The 17,263-nt window shown below is 52.2% G+C and carries 16 protein-coding genes and 4 tRNA genes; 9 read left to right on the top strand and 11 right to left on the bottom strand.

The window, feature by feature from the left end; genetic code table 11:
- The first annotated feature begins 144 nt into the window (after positions 1-144).
- Together CPA50_RS04600 and CPA50_RS04595 are read left to right on the top strand one after the other, a co-directional pair.
- Positions 145-1,152, top strand: coding sequence for a hypothetical protein (locus CPA50_RS04600; protein ID WP_096781271.1), 1,008 nt, complete (start codon positions 145-147; stop codon positions 1,150-1,152).
- A gap of 159 nt (positions 1,153-1,311) precedes the next feature.
- Positions 1,312-1,608: a hypothetical protein gene (locus tag CPA50_RS04595; RefSeq protein ID WP_096781270.1), complete on the top strand. Its 297-nt coding sequence runs from the start codon at positions 1,312-1,314 to the stop codon at positions 1,606-1,608.
- A gap of 105 nt (positions 1,609-1,713) precedes the next feature.
- On the opposite strand, the gene CPA50_RS04590 is transcribed toward CPA50_RS04595, so the two are convergent.
- The 7 genes from CPA50_RS04590 to CPA50_RS04560 form a co-directional block, all read right to left on the bottom strand.
- A complete protein-coding gene (locus tag CPA50_RS04590; protein ID WP_096781269.1) occupies positions 1,714-2,073 on the bottom strand; it encodes a roadblock/LC7 domain-containing protein in 360 nt (119 codons plus the stop codon).
- Between the two features lie 53 nt (positions 2,074-2,126).
- A complete protein-coding gene (locus tag CPA50_RS04585) occupies positions 2,127-2,513 on the bottom strand; it encodes a roadblock/LC7 domain-containing protein (RefSeq protein ID WP_179397151.1) in 387 nt (128 codons plus the stop codon).
- A 95-nt stretch (positions 2,514-2,608) separates the two neighbouring features.
- A complete protein-coding gene (locus tag CPA50_RS19525) occupies positions 2,609-3,259 on the bottom strand; it encodes a hypothetical protein (protein WP_202971735.1) in 651 nt (216 codons plus the stop codon).
- Positions 3,256-4,581, bottom strand: coding sequence for an ATP-binding cassette domain-containing protein (locus tag CPA50_RS04575; protein ID WP_096781267.1), 1,326 nt, complete (start codon positions 4,579-4,581; stop codon positions 3,256-3,258). Before CPA50_RS04575 ends, CPA50_RS19525 begins: the two co-directional genes overlap by 4 nt.
- Entirely contained in the window at positions 4,582-5,109 is a 528-nt protein-coding gene (locus tag CPA50_RS04570; RefSeq protein ID WP_096781266.1) for a GTP-binding protein, read from the bottom strand. It lies immediately after the preceding gene.
- Positions 5,099-5,710 carry a hypothetical protein gene (locus tag CPA50_RS04565; protein WP_096781265.1) on the bottom strand — a complete coding sequence of 204 codons (612 nt, stop codon included), beginning with the start codon at positions 5,708-5,710 and terminating at the stop codon, positions 5,099-5,101. Before CPA50_RS04565 ends, CPA50_RS04570 begins: the two co-directional genes overlap by 11 nt.
- Positions 5,711-6,489: 779 nt before the next feature.
- Positions 6,490-6,566: transfer RNA gene (locus tag CPA50_RS04560), tRNA-Met, on the bottom strand.
- 247 nt (positions 6,567-6,813) lie between these two features.
- On the opposite strand from CPA50_RS04560, the gene CPA50_RS04555 reads away from it, so the two are divergent.
- The gene (locus tag CPA50_RS04555) at positions 6,814-8,220 is read left to right on the top strand and encodes a 3-oxoacyl-ACP reductase (protein ID WP_096781264.1); all 1,407 of its coding nucleotides are present in this window, start codon (positions 6,814-6,816) and stop codon (positions 8,218-8,220) included.
- Positions 8,221-8,261: 41 nt separating this feature from the next.
- Here the strand turns inward: CPA50_RS04555 and CPA50_RS04550 are convergent.
- The 4 genes from CPA50_RS04550 to CPA50_RS04535 form a co-directional block, all read right to left on the bottom strand.
- A tRNA-Val gene (locus CPA50_RS04550) sits at positions 8,262-8,337 on the bottom strand.
- A gap of 10 nt (positions 8,338-8,347) precedes the next feature.
- Positions 8,348-8,424, bottom strand: a tRNA-Asp gene (locus CPA50_RS04545).
- Positions 8,425-8,493: 69 nt separating this feature from the next.
- Positions 8,494-8,569, bottom strand: a tRNA-Val gene (locus CPA50_RS04540).
- Between the two features lie 125 nt (positions 8,570-8,694).
- Complete coding sequence (locus tag CPA50_RS04535) at positions 8,695-9,660, bottom strand: hypothetical protein (RefSeq protein WP_096781263.1); 966 nt, start codon at positions 9,658-9,660, stop codon at positions 8,695-8,697.
- 201 nt (positions 9,661-9,861) lie between these two features.
- On the opposite strand from CPA50_RS04535, the gene purE reads away from it, so the two are divergent.
- The 6 genes from purE (at position 9,862) to CPA50_RS04505 (ending at position 17,249) form a co-directional block, all read left to right on the top strand.
- A complete protein-coding gene (purE, locus tag CPA50_RS04530; protein WP_096781262.1) occupies positions 9,862-10,353 on the top strand; it encodes a 5-(carboxyamino)imidazole ribonucleotide mutase in 492 nt (163 codons plus the stop codon).
- 174 nt (positions 10,354-10,527) lie between these two features.
- A complete protein-coding gene (locus CPA50_RS04525) occupies positions 10,528-11,646 on the top strand; it encodes a 5-(carboxyamino)imidazole ribonucleotide synthase (protein WP_096781261.1) in 1,119 nt (372 codons plus the stop codon).
- Between the two features lie 90 nt (positions 11,647-11,736).
- The gene (sodB, locus tag CPA50_RS04520; RefSeq protein ID WP_096781260.1) at positions 11,737-12,315 is read left to right on the top strand and encodes a superoxide dismutase [Fe]; all 579 of its coding nucleotides are present in this window, start codon (positions 11,737-11,739) and stop codon (positions 12,313-12,315) included.
- 253 nt (positions 12,316-12,568) lie between these two features.
- Entirely contained in the window at positions 12,569-14,629 is a 2,061-nt protein-coding gene (locus tag CPA50_RS04515; protein WP_096781259.1) for a putative bifunctional diguanylate cyclase/phosphodiesterase, read from the top strand.
- Between the two features lie 23 nt (positions 14,630-14,652).
- Positions 14,653-15,240, top strand: coding sequence for a LemA family protein (locus tag CPA50_RS04510; RefSeq protein WP_096781258.1), 588 nt, complete (start codon positions 14,653-14,655; stop codon positions 15,238-15,240).
- An 11-nt stretch (positions 15,241-15,251) separates the two neighbouring features.
- Positions 15,252-17,249 carry a M48 family metallopeptidase gene (locus CPA50_RS04505; RefSeq protein WP_096781257.1) on the top strand — a complete coding sequence of 666 codons (1,998 nt, stop codon included), beginning with the start codon at positions 15,252-15,254 and terminating at the stop codon, positions 17,247-17,249.
- Positions 17,250-17,263 lie beyond the last annotated feature (14 nt).

Raw genomic sequence — 17,263 nt, 5'->3', positions numbered from 1 at the left:
AGTGATTATCGCTCAAGCGTGAGAGTTTAATGTCGACCGGTCAAGTTAATCCGCGCCGGGACAATTCGTCGGCCGGGTTCAAATACGCTAACCTGTGAAACGATCTGCGAGCGCTATTACACCACAGAGGACGGATACCAGCGAATGCTGAAAATAAACCGCGAGAACCTGAAATCCAGTCACCAGCTTACCTGGTTCATTATCGACTTCCTGATGCTGGGCCTTCTGATCATCAACCTCGCATTTATAATCTGGGATTCAATCTATAACTTTGCCGCCATTCAAAGTGTTCTGAAAGAGCAGCTACCTGCATTCCACTCCTTGTATCAGCCTGTACACGAAAATTTCATCTTCTATGATTTCATGTTTGTAACGGTCTTTCTGACCGAATTCTTTGTTCGCTGGGGCTATGCCATCCGGACCAAAGTGTACGACCGCTGGTACTTTTACCCTTTTATTCACTGGTACGATCTTGTGGGTTGTATCCCGGTCGGAAGCTTGCGGTTCCTGCGGATTCTGCGGGTTATTTCCATTGTGTATCGCCTGCACCAGTACAAGATCATCGACGTTACCAGTACCGGCATCTACCGCTTCGTAAATTTCTACTACGAAGCCTTCATGGAGGAACTATCAGATCGCATTGTGGTGAAAGTGCTGAGTGGTGTTCAGCATGAGTTAAAACTCGGCTCTCCGCTGTTTGAGAAAATCCAGAACGACATTCTTTATCCGCGGCGGGAGATGCTATCCGGCTGGATCTCACAACGGGTAGCCGAGGCTGCTAAAGAAGGCTATGTCCCTAACCGTGGGGCCTTAAGAAGCTACCTGGAAGACAGGGTTAATCATGCCCTGAAGCAGAATGTGGAACTGTCGCGATTGAAATATCTGCCCGTTGTGGGCTCAACCATTCAGGAAACCCTGGAAGATGCAGTAGGTGATATTGTCGCGAATGTTATCCAACAGATTCTTGAAGATCTTGCCTCTTCATCAAACCACGCCTTTATTGAAGACATAGTGAACACCTTCATTCGGGGGCCGGGCAAGCCGGATAGTACAGAGGCCAGAAACGAGGCCCTCATCGCGCTGATCGTTGAAATCATTGACGCTATCAAAGTCCAGGTCAGGGTCAAGCGCTGGCGGGAGCAGCTTCCATAGGGGCATTACGAAAGCACAGATATTGCCGCCCGTTACAGATTCGTTAAGGTTCCGCTATAAATTTTTGAACACCTCGTGATTGCCCCGTTACAGCGACCGCACATCATTGTTCCCAGGCCGGCTCGCCGGGCAGGCCGAAATCACCCAGGAGAACAAACAATGAACAAACTCATGACAATCGCTGCAACCTGCGTATTCGGTTTTATGGCAAGCACTGCTCTGGCTGGTAACATGGATGCCGGGGAAAACGCAATGAAAGACGATATGAAATCGTCTATGGCACATGGCGATATGAAGAAAGATAAAATGAGCCACAAGATGGAAGGCGATGGTATGGCGAAAGACGCCATGGACATGAAAGACAATGGTGAAACTATGGATCACAACAAAAAGCCGATGCAAGACGAAATGAAAGATCACATGAAAGACAGCAAAATGAAAAAGGCAGACCAGTAAAAAACGGGCCTGCCTTCTGATCCCGGCATCACGCCGGGTAATTGCCCGCAATTCATCAGCGCTCCCGGGAAATTTTCAGCCGCTGAGAGCAAACTGTCAAAGTACTCAGAAACATTCAGTGATTTTTCTGACATACTTCCACGCCAGAATCTGAGCTTTACCTGCGTTCATGCTAGCCGATGACATACACGCCAGATACCCTTTGTCGAAGATAGGGAAAAGCGTTATCGCTCCAGACTTCGAGCGAATGTAAATTTCTTCTATTCCTTCGTATTCCAGTTCCGTAAGAATCTTTTCACAAACCACCTTGAGCTCTAAAAAATAGGCACCAAAAAGGTCCGGCTCACTTACATTGCCCTGATGGGCAATAACGAGCCCGTCAGATGAAACGACCATGCATAACCGGATATCGCTGGACCTCTGGCATAGCATTTCCAGCTCTTTTTCAATCTTTACAGTGGACAACGTTATCCATCCTTTGACCTGCCGGGGCTTTCCGCACTCTGGTCGTGTGACCTTTACTGAACATCACCCAGGAGACGACCAATTTCAACGGCTGTTTTTTTGGATTCCATAAGCACTCTACCCTGAATAGCTTTGGAAGAGGTAGATAGCGCCAGAACCGCATCTAACCCGGCATGGGTAAGTACGGACATCCCGTTACCCCCCATGATCATAACCTGCCGCATATCCCCGATAGCTATTTCCTTCAGGCTCTGCTCAGCCAAAGCGAAAAGCGACGCACACATAGAGGAAAATCGCTCAACATCTGTTCCTGGCTTCATATCAGACACAAGTATGTGCCCATCTCTGGTGACTACAGCTGATGCCTCAATATCGCCACCGGAAGATGTCTTCAATCGCCTCAATACAGGAAGAAGCAGCTCTTCCTTTTTTGTGCTCATAATGGTCAATCCATGGTTTAACAATACCCGCGACCGGGAACTCCGGCCGTCAGGCAATTTCATCTACGCTAAGGAAGGGCTGAGCTACATTCTCTTTAAATGGCGGCTTCCAACACAGGAACTTGAGCGCGAGCCTTGGTCAACACCATGCCAAGGTTAGCCGACAGACGGCACACAAAAGTCATCACGTACTGGGAGTGCTGTTTCCCCCGGATAAACACATGAATAAGGTTTTCAGAGTTAACGATGATTTCCTTAAAATAATGATAATCATCCATTTCGAGGCCACGGGCCTTCTTGAAGGTGTTTTCAATAGTCACCACGTTTTGTCCCTGGAACAAATCCTGAGTCGCCGCAGCAAGCATATCCAGCACCTCCTGCGGATGGGAATCCACTGTTTTTACTCCCAGCAGCATACCGCTCTCCAGATCCACAACACCGCCTGCTAAACACTCAGGAATATTAGACACGGCTTTAGCGATAGCATCATCAAATTCAGACATTGATTTTCTCTCTCTGTTGGTTCTCTCTGCCTCGGCACTTTCCGAAACGGAGCTTTGCAAGTTAACAATCTCTTCAAAATCCCTGGTCTCTTCCTGTGCACTATCGACAGCCAACAGGTCAGAATCGTCATCATCTGTATACTCAACCTGCCCACTAACTGATTCATCATCGAAAAAAATATCGTCATGACTCAACACACCTGAGCCGTCGTCCGATTCAACCTGCCAAATATCTTTTTTCATGACCTGGGGCGCTCCTTCGATGCCTGACATACAACGTCCTCAAAAGCTTCCAGAAACGCTACCTGCACCTCTGACTGAACCCATCGAGGCTCTATGTTACGGGCTCGTTCGAGTGCAGTAATGGCATCGTCCCCCTCCCATATCAGGTAAGCACAGAGCACAGTGCCAGTCCGCCCCATCCCGGCTTTGCAGTGCACGGCAACCCTGTCACCGTTTTTAACCAACTGATCAATGGTCTTACAGATGCTAAAGGCTTGCTTCAGCGTCGGCGCCCCCATATCAGGTATAGGAAAACACGAGTTTTCGATGCCGTACTGACCCAGTAAATCTCCATTTACCGCCAGCTCTTTAGGCGGCGGCTCAGTCAGCGTGATGAGATGATTGATTTCCACCCGGCTCAAGGACTTGACGTCGTATTCCTCATCGTAAAAGACTCCTGGTCTTGGCGTGCCGGCCAGGATGCCTTTTTTAATCCACAAAAAACCACGCGGGCCAAAACTATCACTCACGTAGCTGGAGGCCTCTTTGGGTAAGACTCTGGGTTTTGGAGCATCCAGAGACAGATCTTCAGGTAGTGCATCCGGTGACGGCACACTGCAAGAGCCGGTTCTTGCAAATGTTGCCCCGATCTCAGTTTTCGGTGCCTTGAAAAAGCTCTCGGCTGCCCCCTCTTCCTGCACATAACCGCCAGCTGTGAGCACTGCTTTACCACCCAGGTACTCGGCTTGAGCCTGGTTATGCAGTGTCATCAATACCGCCCGCTTCTCAGCCTGTAATTTGACAGCCTTGAGCACTTTTTCCGCACCCTCCGGGTCCAAACCGGCTGTCGGCTCGTCAAGGCAGATCATTTTAGGGTTCGGAGCACAGATGCGCATGATGGAAAGGCACCTGCCAAGAGCCAGATCCAGCTTTACTGCGGGCTCGTAGAGCCTGTCACTGAGTTCCGGCAGGCCCCAGTCATCCAATAACCGGACGGCCAGTTCCCTTTGCTGCGCCAAACCAAGTGAAGATCGCTCAGGAACTTCATGCAAAATATTCTGCAATACGTTTGCAGCCAGGAGCCTTGCGCTTTGTACCAGCATTGCGGGTCGTTCTCCGCCACCAAGGAAGGTTCCGGCATAAAGAGCCTCACCCCAGGTCCGCAGATTCGGACTGGCATCGTTCAGGCCTGCCAGTGTTCTCATGAGTGTTGATTTTCCCGTACCACTTGGACCAAACAGCGATGTAACACCCTTCTCGGGAACCTCAAGATCAATCCCGCCAAGAATGGTGCGCTCCCCTATACCAACGCCAAATGCTTTAAGAGACAAAATGCTGTTCATTCAGGCCCCGACAGCAATCATATTGACAAGGCTACGAACCAGCGTCTTAACATCATTTGCGTTCCGGGCATCAACCTCAAAGACGGGTGCGTAACGTCCAAGTTCGATCAGCTTTTGCTGGTAATCGTCCAACCGGGGTTCAGGCGCCAGGTCCATTCGGGTTATACCAACGCAAACAGGCTTTTCCTTGAGAAAGGACTTGAAGTTCCTGAGATAAAAATCCATTTCGCCAACAGGGTCTTTCGCTGTGTTATCGACGAGAATGACCAGGCCCAGCCCTCCAACACTGAGAATCTCCCACATATAGTCAAAGCGTTGCTGACCAGGTGTGCCATAGAGATGAATACGGGTACCGCCCTCCAGTTCGAGAACGCCGTAATCCATTGCAACCGTTGTCGTCGCCTTCTTCAACTTCACATCGTCGCTGGCCCTGGCGTCAGTAGACACAACATTCTTGTCACTGATGGCAGCAATCGCTGTGGTTTTCCCGGCACCGACGGAGCCACTGAAAATGATCTTATGCGACATCGGAGGGCACCCGCTTAAGCTTCATCAGCAACGACGAGATCAGAGCACGGTTGATCCATTTAGCACCTACCTCAGTCACTTCGGCTTTTTCATTCAGGGCAACGGTGTAACCGGCCTCCCGGGATGCAACATAGAAGCGTCTGACCTGCTCGATAGGTATTTCCAGTATTTTTGACACCAGCGCAACAGATGTCGCGCGCTTGCCAAGAAATGCGGCCATCCTTAAACAGCTGTCAGAGTGCGGTAGCCTTGTAAAATTCGGCCATCGATCAATTTTGAAAACGTGTGTGTCCTTAGCGTCGAACAGCAGTTTTCCACCGGACATCTCATAGGCAAGCATCCATTGCAGTTCGCGTAACTCCCGCCCCCTTTTTTTAACGCCATCTATAACAGGAGATTTTTTTGCTATTTTTCTGACCACGGTATTGGCAGGTGTAGCCTGAACAAGGCTTTTCAAGTTGCACCCGTCCTGCCTGAACAAGCCCTCTTTTCCCAACACAACCATCTGACCACCGCTTTTGAATTTAATGTGCAGGTTGCTCTGGTCACGCTTCACTTTTCTGAGCAGCATAAGGAGGCAATATTGCTCACTTTCGGTCATATTATTTCCATGGTTATAAATAACAGGCGTGAAATAAAATCAATGAATTCAATAATACCGATTAAATATAAAACTTTGTTTTACAAAATCTTTTAAAACGTCAGCGCACTGAGCATTAATGCGGAAATATGTAACAACAGGTAACGAGGCAGTTACAAAGCAGATAGATTTCCCGGCTTTTATCAGAAAAAATAGCAGCTTACCGCTCAAAGGAGTTGACCCTGAAGGCCCGTAAATACTGACTCTCCAGGCCTTTCCAGCTTAATTCCGGACTTTACCCTTCACGTCAGCATTGAAATATCTCCCAATACATGCCCATAAAACTACTCCCGCACAGAGAGCAACCAAAATGTATCAGGCCGGAGATAAATAAGGCTTCAAGGTAGCTATTCGATAACTGACGCAGACTCTCAAGTCAATCAAAACGATCATATACCATAGTCTATTCTTTACTTTAGGGCGGACACATAAAATAAGCACATAAAGGCGACATGTATACCCGCGGTCAGTATAAAGTTTGCATATCAACACCCCCGCCTACAGGGGCTCTCCTGTTTCCCTGAAACCAGAGACTGGCACACCACACCAGGAGACAGGAGAACGATCAGATTTGCAGAAAGCACTGGATCAGTTTCGCATCAGCACAGATCGCTGCTTACCGCAGTGCTGTGATACAACCAAAGACATACCGCATTACTGCGATTGGCCGAACCGGAAGAAGAAGAGACAAAAACGAAAAAAGGCAGATCAGTAAGCTACTGATCTGCCTTTCTTTTATATGGTAGCGGGGGCAGGATTCGAACCTACGACCTTCGGGTTATGAGCCCGACGAGCTACCAGACTGCTCCACCCCGCATCAAACTTGTTGGCAATCTCTCGATCACCGTGGCGCGCATATTACGGAGCCTGAGCCCATCTGTCAAAGACTATTCCCACTTTACGGAAATTTATCCTTACAGGGTGTCGTCAATACCCTTTCCTGACGTTTTCGGGGCTGCTGATTTCTTCTGGTTGGGCTCCAGGGCCTGTGCCATGATAAAAGCCTATCGTTGAAACGAAACGTGCGCCCCCCCCTTCAATCAATGCAACGCAAGGACGAAGTCGTGTCTGACATCTACCTCAAACTGGTTAATACTCCGATCGGCAAAACCGCCGCTCAATCCCTTGGCCTGCCCTCTCCCGTACCGTTAAAACGACTCAGACGCGCAGACCAGCCATTTATTGAAGGCAATGTACTGGTTGGGGCAGGTAACGGCGGCAAAGCCATAACGGCAATTGGCAGCGTGCTCAGCGCCAGCGCCGCTACTCTTTATAGTGCCAGCGGCAAAGCAACGCTTGAAGATTCGTCAAAAGCCGGCAGCAAGGCACAGGCGTGGGAACTGACCTCAGACACCCAGACAAAACTCTCAGCTCTGGTATTCGACGCAACCGGCCTGAAAAGCTCTGAAGATTTACGCGCCTTGTACGATTTCTTCCACCCCACTATCAAAAAGCTCGGCATGAATGCCCGTGTTTTGATTGTAGGCCAGGATCCGGCCACTTGCCGCAAAGCCTCCCAGGCTGCGGCACAGCAGGCTTTGGAAGGCTTTACTCGCAGCGTTGGCAAAGAAGCAGGCAAAAAAGGAGCAACCGCCAACCTACTCTGGATGGCACCCAATGCAGAAAAGCAACTGGAGTCCAGCCTCCGCTTCTTTCTGTCTGCCCGGTCCGCCTATGTATCCGGCCAGACTGTACGTATTGGCAAAGCTGCTGATGCACCAACAGTTAATCCGGTTGCACCGCTTACCGGCAAAGTGGCACTGGTAACAGGCGCCTCAAGGGGGATCGGCGCATCCATTGCGCAAACTCTCGCCCGGGACGGAGCCACTGTCATTGGACTGGACATTGAAGCGGCCATGGATGAGCTCGAACAAGTAGTTCACACTATTAATGGCAAAGCTCTTTCCTGCGACATTACTGCCAAAGGAGCTCCTGCAAAGATTGCGGACTTTATAGAAGAGCATTTTGGTGGCGTGGACCTGCTCATTCACAACGCGGGCATCACCCGTGACAAAACACTGGGCAAGATGCCCGAGCATTTCTGGGATATGACCATCGCGGTTAACCTCACGGCCGAGGAACACATCAATGAGGAACTGATGGGGCGGGAATTACTTCGCGAAAGCGGACGTATCCTGTGCATATCCTCCATCAGCGGCATCGCCGGAAACTTCGGACAAACCAACTACGCAACAGCTAAATCCGGTGTAATCGGCTACGTAAACGCCATGGCCCGTCAGGTCAGGAACGGCATTACCATAAATGCAGTAGCCCCGGGCTTTATTGAAACCCGGATGACAGCAGCCATGCCTATAACATTGCGCGAAGCCGGACGGCGCATGAACAGCCTGTCTCAGGGCGGCCAGCCGGTAGATGTCGCAGAAACCATTGCCTGGCTTTGCAGCCCCGCATCCGGTGGCGTCAATGGAAACGTTGTGCGGGTTTGTGGCCAGTCACTAATCGGAAAATAAAAAAAAGGGCAGGTCCAATGGACCTGCCCTTTTCTGGAATCTGGTGGGTGGTACTGGGATCGAACCAGTGACCCTCGCCTTGTAAGGGCGATGCTCTCCCAGCTGAGCTAACCACCCGGGAATAAAGTGGCGGAGCGGACGGGACTCGAACCCGCGACCCCCGGCGTGACAGGCCGGTATTCTAACCAACTGAACTACCGCTCCACATCGATTCGGCATTAAACCTGAATCGCACATCGAACTCAAGTGCCCGATGTCTGCCTTGAAAGAAAGTGGTGGGTGGTACTGGGATCGAACCAGTGACCCTCGCCTTGTAAGGGCGATGCTCTCCCAGCTGAGCTAACCACCCACTTCAAACCTTTCAAAGGCTTTCACCTGATCAAGCCGCTGAGATCTGCGAACAAACTTCGTTGTCTCGATCAAGTGAGAGGCGCATTTTAAGCATTTGTCCGGCGGTGTCAAATTTTTTTCAACCTACTGGCCAATAGTCTCATTACGTAACTGATTAACCTCCTCCGACAAGCGCACGAGGCGCGAGGTGAATTGAGCCCGGGAAGAGTCAATCGCCTGAATATTCTTTTTCACCTCAGCCAACTCATTTCTGAGTGCCCGCTCGCCATCATTGCCGGCCAGACCGGCAAGTTTTTGTTCAATAGCAGACAACCGTCCTTCGATTCCACTGATACCAAGCGATTGTTCCTGCTCAAAACGGCGTACCCGTCGTTCAACAACCTGATCGACATCCGCCACTTGTTTGCTGACTGATGTCAGCTGCTCTGCTGTCTGTCGGCCAGAATCTTCCAGGGCCGCAATTGAAGTCTCCGTCTGCCTCGTCAGGGCTGCAAGATCGGCACTCAGCGAGGTCCGGACCTGCTCAACCGTGGAACTCACATCCGCGAGTGCCTTACTGCTTTGTGCAAGCGTAGCTTCTGCGGCAGCAATTCGCTCCTGCTGATCATCCAGACGCTTTTTGTTCCGCTCGTTTGCGACAACCCACAATTTACGGATCTCGCTACCGGCCTCGTCAATCTGTTTCTTCTGGGATGCCAACTGCTCTGCCAGTGATGCACCATGCTCCTGCAGATTTTCCCCCGTTTCCGTAAGGTCTCCTTCAAACCGGGCCAACGCAAGCTTACTCTGCCGCGCCCAGTAATCCGCTTCTTCCAGCTGACCTTCAAGCATCTGAATCTGCTGATTCTGCGAGTACCAGCCAGCGACAGAAGCCACAGCCACAATCACAACAACCAGCCAGAGAACTACAAGGCTCGACCTGCTGCCGCCTCCTTCGTTATCACCACTGGGCGGTTTCGGTGGCCTGGAACTACCACCTGCACCCTCGGCTGACGCCCTGGTTTTCTTCTGCACGGATGTATTTTGCTCTGACACACCAAAAGGCCGCTCGGCTCTCAGTTCATCGTCATCAGGACGGATGGGTTCCATTACAACTCCTGGATATGGGCGGTTTGATTTACTGTTATCGATAATACATGCAGTTGTTCACCGGTTGAAATGACGAAGCCTCAAGGTACTGACTCTACGAGGGCATATGAAGCCGTGCGAAGCACTGCAACACCTTCCTTGCATGGTAGATAGCCAAAACATACAATGTGCCGCTTTCCAATTATCACGGGACAGTTGCGTATGCAGCCGCTAGTAGGTCTTATCATGGGCTCCAAATCCGACTGGCCCACCATGGAAAACGCCGCCAATATGCTGGACAAACTCGGCGTCGCCTATGAAACCAGAGTTGTCTCGGCCCACCGCACGCCGGATCTGCTTTTCGACTATGCGAAAACTGCCTCCGACCGCGGTCTGAAAGTCATAATCGCAGGCGCTGGTGGCGCCGCCCATCTACCCGGCATGGTCGCATCCCAGACCTCCTTGCCGGTACTGGGCGTTCCTGTGCAATCAAAAGCACTCAGCGGCCTAGATTCGCTGCTGTCCATCGTACAAATGCCAGGAGGCATAGCTGTAGGCACACTGGCGATCGGCAATGCTGGCGCCACCAACGCAGGCCTCCTCGCAGCACAGATAATCGGCACTTCTGATGAAAGTGTTCGCAAAGCCGTTGATGAATTCAGGGCAACGCAGACCCAAACGATTCTGGACAACCCGGATCCGAAAGAGCAGTGAACCCACTGCCCAGTTAAGATTGCGAGGGCGGGGCGAGGCTTTCCAAAACTGTGCGGAGCCATGGATGGCGGAGCCAAGCGTATACGGACGTATTCACAGCGTGTTTTGAAAAGCCTCGCCCCACCCTCGCTTACCACCCAAAGCAAAGTGCCCGACTTCGGCAGGAGAACACAAATGAGAATTGGCGTACTAGGCGCTGGCCAACTGGGAAGAATGCTTGCCCTCGCCGGATATCCGCTGGCCAAAACCTTTGTTTTCTATGACATGTCAGGCAGCCCCAGCGCGGGGTTGGGTGAAGTTATTATTGATCGTGAAGGCAAATACCTGGACGACTTTCTGTCCCGGGTAGATCGGGTCACCTACGAGTTCGAACACCTGCCAGTGGAAGTTGCAGAAAAACTCGCAAAAGAAAAACCGGTTCACCCCTGCCCCCGCGCCCTGCAGGTCTGCCAGAACCGTGAAGCCGAAAAAACACTGTTCGGTGAGCTGGGCATCCCTACACCACAATGGAAAATTGCCGACAGTGCCGAATCCCTCAGAGCCGCGGCAGAAAGCCTGGGCTGCCCGGTAGTTGCCAAATCCAATACCGAAGGCTACGACGGCAAGGGTCAGGCCGTACTGAAAAGCCCGGAAGACGCGGAAGCCGCCTGGGAATCCATCGGCCATTCACGGCTGATGGTAGAAAAATTTGTCGAATTCAAGCGCGAAGTATCGATTATTGCAGTACGGGCTGAAGATGGCCAACTGGCCTTCTACCCCATCTCCGAGAACGTGCATCACGAGGGCATACTGCGCTACGCGATCGCTCCGGCACCCAGACTGGAAAAGCACGTTCAGGAAGATGCAGAGCGTTATATCAAAGCCCTGCTCAACGAACTGGACTACGTTGGAGTGCTGACGCTGGAGCTGTTTGATACGCCCACAGGCCTGGTAGCAAACGAAATGGCACCGCGAGTTCACAACTCCGGCCACTGGACCATCGAAGGTGCGATGACCAGCCAGTTCGAGAACCATATCAGAGCCGTCAGCGGCCATGCACTGGGCAATGTCGCACCACGCGGCCTCAGCTGCATGATCAACATTATCGGTGAACACGGGGATATAGAGCGACTGCTGGAACTGCCCTACGCTCACGTTCATCTTTATAGCAAAGCCGAGCGGCCCGGCCGAAAACTCGGCCACGTCAACGTTTTAGCTGACAGCTACGAAGAAATGGTCTGGCGGGTCAGGAACTGCGTGCAGTTTCTGCCTGGCAGTCCCGAGTTCAACAGCACACTGACCCCTAAGAGCTGAATTGCCTTACGGGGTTGATATCGCTCAAATCGGCCCTATATTAGAGCCGTGACATTAACCATAATTGAGAGAACCAGGGAGAACGACCTCATGGCATTTGAACTTCCGGCACTACCTTACGAAAAGAACGCACTCGAACCGCATATCTCTGCTGAAACCCTCGAATACCATTACGGCAAGCACCACAACACCTACGTAACCAAGCTTAACGGCCTGGTTGAAGGTACTGACAACGCCAACAAGTCGCTTGAAGAAATCATCAAAAGCGCCAGCGGCCCGGTATTCAACAACGCAGCCCAGGTATGGAACCATACTTTTTACTGGCACTGCCTGAGCCCGAACGGCGGTGGCGAGCCCACTGGTGCGGCCAAGGAAGCCATTGAGAAAGCCTTTGGTTCAGTTGAAGAGTTCAAGAAAGAATTCAGCGACAAAGCCGCCAATAACTTCGGTTCCGGCTGGACCTGGCTCGTCAAGAAAGCCGATGGCAGCGTTGCCATTGTCAACACCAGCAATGCGGAAACTCCGCTGACCGGTGCAGACAAGCCAGTGCTGACTGTTGATGTGTGGGAACACGCCTACTACATCGACTACCGCAACTCCCGCCCGAACTACCTCGAAGCTTTCTGGAAGCTGGTCAACTGGGATTTCGTAAACGAAAACCTGGCCTGATCAGATCCAAATCCGGCCGGTGACGGCTGACCGCAAAACGCCCGCTATATGCGGGCGTTTTGCATGTGACAACCGGCGACACTTACAAATTGAAACGCCGGAAATCTCAACTATTTGGAATAATCACCGATACTATATGCAGTGTTGTTTAACCTGAGCCATAATCCGTACTGTCAGCAATATGTTATGTGTCGCAGACGCTTAAGGATTACAAAAAATGGGCGCCTGGCAAACAGGCTAAAGACGGATCTGAATGCAAACATCCTTTAAGGTTGAAAACCGCCTTGGCTACCGCATCCTCTGGTGGATACTTACAGTTGCACTGATCAGCAGCGTAATCGTCAGCACCATACAGATAGTGCTGGATGCCCGTCGCGTGTCAGCCGATCTCAATAACCAGGCCAACCAGACAATGGCAATGGTTAGAGATGCTGCAACCCAGGCCGTCTTCAGCATCGACGAAGACCTGGCCGCGCAAGTGGTCGACGGCCTGTTTGCAAAAGAGTCCGTGCATCTGGCCCAGATCCTCCACACAAACGGGGAGCCCCTGAGTACTCGCGAGCGACCTCTGGCTGAAAGCACATTCCGGCCACTGACCAACTGGATTTTCGGTGCCGAACGCCAATTCAATATAGAGCTGACGCGTCAGGGCGATCCCGAGACTGTATACGGCTATTTCATTGTCCACTACGACACGGTTCCAGCCGCTCACATGTGGCTGGGCCGCGCCATCATTACCTTCATCTCGGTAATTGCCACAGCAGTCATTCTCGGAATGGTGCTGTTCTTCGTTGTATACATGCTGCTGACCCGCCCGCTGTTGCGCATCGTCCATTCTGTTAAACAGGTAGACCCGGCACATCCGGATGACCGCCTGGTGGAAACACCGGCAGGCCATGAGAAAGATGAACTCGGGCTTTGGGTGAGCGCAACAAACACCTTGCTCATAGCCATTGGGGAAAGCCAGAAACGCCATCGTGATGCAGAAGACCGGGTAAGCCGCCTCGCCCGCTACGACCAGCTGACCGGACTACTGAGCCGGGACAGCTTCATGGAGCTATTAGAGCATGATATCGAAGAGTCGAGACGCAACCAGACTCTTCTGTCCGTGATCGTTTGCGGCATAGACGACTTCAAATCCATCAACGATCAATGCGGTTTCCGTACCGGGGACGTAGCCCTGCAAACCGTTGCAGACCGGCTTATCGGATGTCTGGTGGGTGGCCGCTTCACCCTGGCCCGCCTCGGGGGCGACCAGTTTGTTGTGGTAGAAAAAGGGCTTAAAGATGGCTTTCAGGCGGCAGATACGGCAGAAGCCATTCTGGCCAGCATCAGTGAGAGCACAGGAATTGAAGGCCAGACCATTTCCATGACCGCAACACTGGGTATAGCGCTGTACCCATCTGACGCCATCCAGCCCGACCGGCTGCTTCAGAGTGCAGAGCAAACCATGATGCTGGCCAAGCAGAAAGGCCGGGATCACTTTCAGTTTTACGTGGCCAGTATCGACCAGGAAATCCGGGATCGTAAACAACTTGAGAAGGACCTTTCCCAGGCTCTGGCCCTTGATCAGTTCTATGTGGTGTACCAGCCTCAGGTAGATCTTGAAACAAAACGGGTCATTGGCGCAGAAGCTCTGCTTCGCTGGGACCACCCTGTGCGGGGGCTGGTGCCACCGGATTATTTTATTCCGTTCGCGGAAAGCAATGGCTCCATTGTAGAAATTGGACAATGGGTGCTGGAGCAGGCTTGCCAGCAAGCGAGGGTGTGGGCAGGCAAAGGGCTTCCCATACGCATCGCAGTAAACCTCTCGGCAGTGCAGTTACACCAGGAACGCATTGTTGAAGACATTCTGAGCACCCTGAAGCGCCACGACATTCCTGCAGGCCGCCTGGAACTGGAAGTTACTGAGACCAGCTTCATGACAAACCTTTCAGATGCCGTCGCCAAGCTGGATATTCTGAACCGCGCAGGTATCAGTATTGCTGTGGACGATTTTGGCACCGGCTATTCCTCCCTGACCTACCTCAAGAAAATGCCGGTTAAACATCTGAAAATTGACAAGCAGTTCATCCGGGACCTGCTGGTAAATGAAGAAGACACACGCATCGCCAACACCATTATCGATCTGGGCAGAAGCCTCAACCTGACGGTCGTTGCGGAAGGTGTGGAAACAGCGGAGCAGGAATTCTATCTGAGCCAGCGCGGCTGCAAACTGGCACAGGGATACTTCTTCAGCAAGCCTCTGCGCCCTGCAGATTTTGAGACGTTTGTGCAGGATTTCCACCAAAAGCTTATCGAAAATAACACCTGACCCATTACTTCAGAGGATTTGCCATGGGAACTACTATTATTGGCCTGATCGTTATTGCTGTCGCGGCAATCTATCTGGTTTTTATCTATAATCGTCTGGTTTCTCTGCGCAATCAGTTCAAAAACGGCTTTGCTCAGATTGATGTACAACTCCAGCGCAGGCACGACCTTATCCCCAATCTGGTCGAATCAGCAAAAGCCTATCTTGATCACGAAAAATCAACACTGACCCAGGTGATGGAAGCAAGAAATAACGCCGTCAGTGCCCAGAAAGATGCAGCCAAAGATCCTGGAGACGGTACCAAAATCCAACGCCTTGGTGGTGCCGAAAACCTGCTCACCAAAGCTCTCGCCAACTTTTATGCGGTAGCCGAAAATTACCCGGAGCTGAAAGCGAATGAAACCATCCAGCAATTGATGGAAGAACTTTCAAGCACAGAAAACCGGGTGTCCTTTGCGCGCCAGGCATACAACGACAGCGTAATGAGCTACAACACCTTTCGCGAACAGTTCCCCAATAATATTCTGGCCGGAATGTTCTCGTTCAAAGAAAGCTCTCAACTGGAACTTGAATCACCAGAAGCCCGCCAGGCACCCAAAGTGGCCTTCTGAGACCCTGAGTCATGGCTCATCCCGGATTTTTCCAGCGCCAGGCCAATGCCCGGCGCAACACCAGCCTGCTGGTATTTCTGTTTCTCACAGCTGTACTGCTGATTACACTGGCTGTGTGCCTCGTGGGCTATTTTGTCACCCGTAGCGAAACCTCTGATCAACCTTTCCACTACTGGCTACTGTCCACTCACGGCCTGATCACTGCTTCGGCTGTGGTAGCACTCATTTTTATGGGCTCACTTCTACGCTGGGCGGACCTGGCGGGGGGTGGCAGCCGTGTGGCGAAAATGGTTGGCGCCAGGCCTGTTGACCCGGACACCCGCGACAACGATGAACGTAAACTACGCAATATTGTAGAGGAAATGGCCATTGCCAGCGGCGTACCCGTGCCGGAACTCTACCTGATGGACAACGAAACCGGCATCAACGCATTTGTAGCCGGATACTCGCCCGGATCTGCCGTGATGGTAGTCACCCATGGGGCTATCACCCAGTTAACCCGGGATGAACTTCAGGGCGTTGTGGGTCACGAATTCAGTCACATTTTCAACGGCGACATGCGTCTGAACGTGCGCCTCATTGCCTTGCTTTCCGGTATCCTGATGATCGGCCAGATCGGTGATTTTCTGCTTCGTGCATCCTTCTACAGCGGCGGGCGGGCCGCGGCCCGAAATCGGGACGGTCGCTCCCAGGCGGCCATGGGAGTTCTCGGTGTAGCGCTATTTGTAATTGGTTATGTAGGTGTATTTTTCGGACGCTTGATTCAGGCTGCCGTGTCACGCCAGAGGGAAACCCTCGCCGATGCATCGTCAGTACAGTTCACACGCAACCCGGATGGGATTGGCGGCGCACTTTTCAAAATCGGGCTCAGAAGCAGCTACCTGGATACCACAGGCCACGCCAGCGACATGAACCACATGTGCTTCGGGGAAGCCACCCGGATGAAGTTCACGTCTTTACTTGCCTCCCACCCACCGATTGAACAACGCATAAACGCCATTCAGCCCGGGCTTCTGGCGCGCCTGAAAAGCCGGTTGAGAGATACCGAACCCGGAGCAGACCTGCGCGCGGCAACCACCGGAGGCCGCCCTTCCGGCACCTCCAGCTTTGCCGGTGCAACTGCAGACACTTACGTCCCCGGTCGACGGGCCTCATCAACCAAACCGATAGCTTCTACTCCCGGGCCCGCGTCAGCAGGAGCACAAAAGCTCTCGGAAAGAGTGGGCACGGTCAGCCCGGAAGGCGAAGATTTTGCTGTTCACCTTCTGCGACGTCTGCCATCAACCTTCCGCAGCTTGTTATACACCCGGGCCGGAGGGATCCAGCTCTGTTATGCCCTGCTCATCTACGACCTGGACGAGCATCAGCAGGCAGAGTGCCTGAGCCTGCTTCCCGACCACCCGCTGTTTGGTGCCCAGCCGGACCTTCTTGCGAAACTCATTCCTGCACTTCAAAGCCTGGGAGAGGCTGTGCGTTTCCCGGCACTCGAACTTGCAATGCCGGCCCTGCGGAAACTGGACCCGGAAGAGCGCGCTGAATTGATTCGGAATGTAAGAAAACTGGTCGATGCGGATAACCGGATTACACTATTTGAACTGGCTCTTACCAGCTTTCTCTCCCGACACCTGGGCGTAGACGCAGACAGAGCAATACCTGTACGCCATAAAAGCTATAAACCCGCGATACCGGCATTACAGAGCCTCCTGAGCCTGATGGCCAGGGCTGGTTCAAGCGACAGCCAACAGGCGGAAATCCTCTACCACGAAGCCATGGCTGGCTTCACAAACAATGGAAGTACCGACACCCCAATGCTGGCCAAAGTAACCATGCGGCAGTTGCAGGAAACACTGAAGGTACTGAACGGGCTCTCACCCCTGCTGAAACCCGCAGTTATAGACGCCTGCGGGCATTGCATTACCTATGATGGGGTTATTGATGCGCGGGAATACGAACTGATGCGGCTGGTGGCAGACCAGATGGACTGCCCCATGCCCCCAATGACTGTTTAACAGGCTTTCTGATC

Source organism: Marinobacter sp. ANT_B65 (assembly GCF_002407605.1).
Lineage (GTDB): Bacteria > Pseudomonadota > Gammaproteobacteria > Pseudomonadales > Oleiphilaceae > Marinobacter.
The sequence above is the reverse complement of the archived record's forward strand: the minus strand, read 5'-3'. Positions and strand labels throughout refer to the sequence as shown.

Bases quoted from the DNA above. Each gene is read 5' to 3' on its own strand.
- CPA50_RS04600 (WP_096781271.1), top strand. From the start codon at position 145: ATGCTGAAAATAAACCGCGAGAACCTGAAATCCAGTCACCAGCTTACC.
- CPA50_RS04595 (WP_096781270.1), top strand. From the start codon at position 1,312: ATGAACAAACTCATGACAATCGCTGCAACCTGCGTATTCGGTTTTATG.
- CPA50_RS04585 (WP_179397151.1), bottom strand. From the start codon at position 2,513: ATGAGCACAAAAAAGGAAGAGCTGCTTCTTCCTGTATTGAGGCGATTG.
- CPA50_RS19525 (WP_202971735.1), bottom strand. From the start codon at position 3,259: ATGAAAAAAGATATTTGGCAGGTTGAATCGGACGACGGCTCAGGTGTG.
- CPA50_RS04575 (WP_096781267.1), bottom strand. From the start codon at position 4,581: ATGAACAGCATTTTGTCTCTTAAAGCATTTGGCGTTGGTATAGGGGAG.
- CPA50_RS04570 (WP_096781266.1), bottom strand. From the start codon at position 5,109: ATGTCGCATAAGATCATTTTCAGTGGCTCCGTCGGTGCCGGGAAAACC.
- CPA50_RS04565 (WP_096781265.1), bottom strand. From the start codon at position 5,710: ATGACCGAAAGTGAGCAATATTGCCTCCTTATGCTGCTCAGAAAAGTG.
- CPA50_RS04535 (WP_096781263.1), bottom strand. From the start codon at position 9,660: ATGGAACCCATCCGTCCTGATGACGATGAACTGAGAGCCGAGCGGCCT.
- purE (WP_096781262.1), top strand. From the start codon at position 9,862: ATGCAGCCGCTAGTAGGTCTTATCATGGGCTCCAAATCCGACTGGCCC.
- CPA50_RS04525 (WP_096781261.1), top strand. From the start codon at position 10,528: ATGAGAATTGGCGTACTAGGCGCTGGCCAACTGGGAAGAATGCTTGCC.
- sodB (WP_096781260.1), top strand. From the start codon at position 11,737: ATGGCATTTGAACTTCCGGCACTACCTTACGAAAAGAACGCACTCGAA.
- CPA50_RS04515 (WP_096781259.1), top strand. From the start codon at position 12,569: ATGCAAACATCCTTTAAGGTTGAAAACCGCCTTGGCTACCGCATCCTC.
- CPA50_RS04510 (WP_096781258.1), top strand. From the start codon at position 14,653: ATGGGAACTACTATTATTGGCCTGATCGTTATTGCTGTCGCGGCAATC.
- CPA50_RS04505 (WP_096781257.1), top strand. From the start codon at position 15,252: ATGGCTCATCCCGGATTTTTCCAGCGCCAGGCCAATGCCCGGCGCAAC.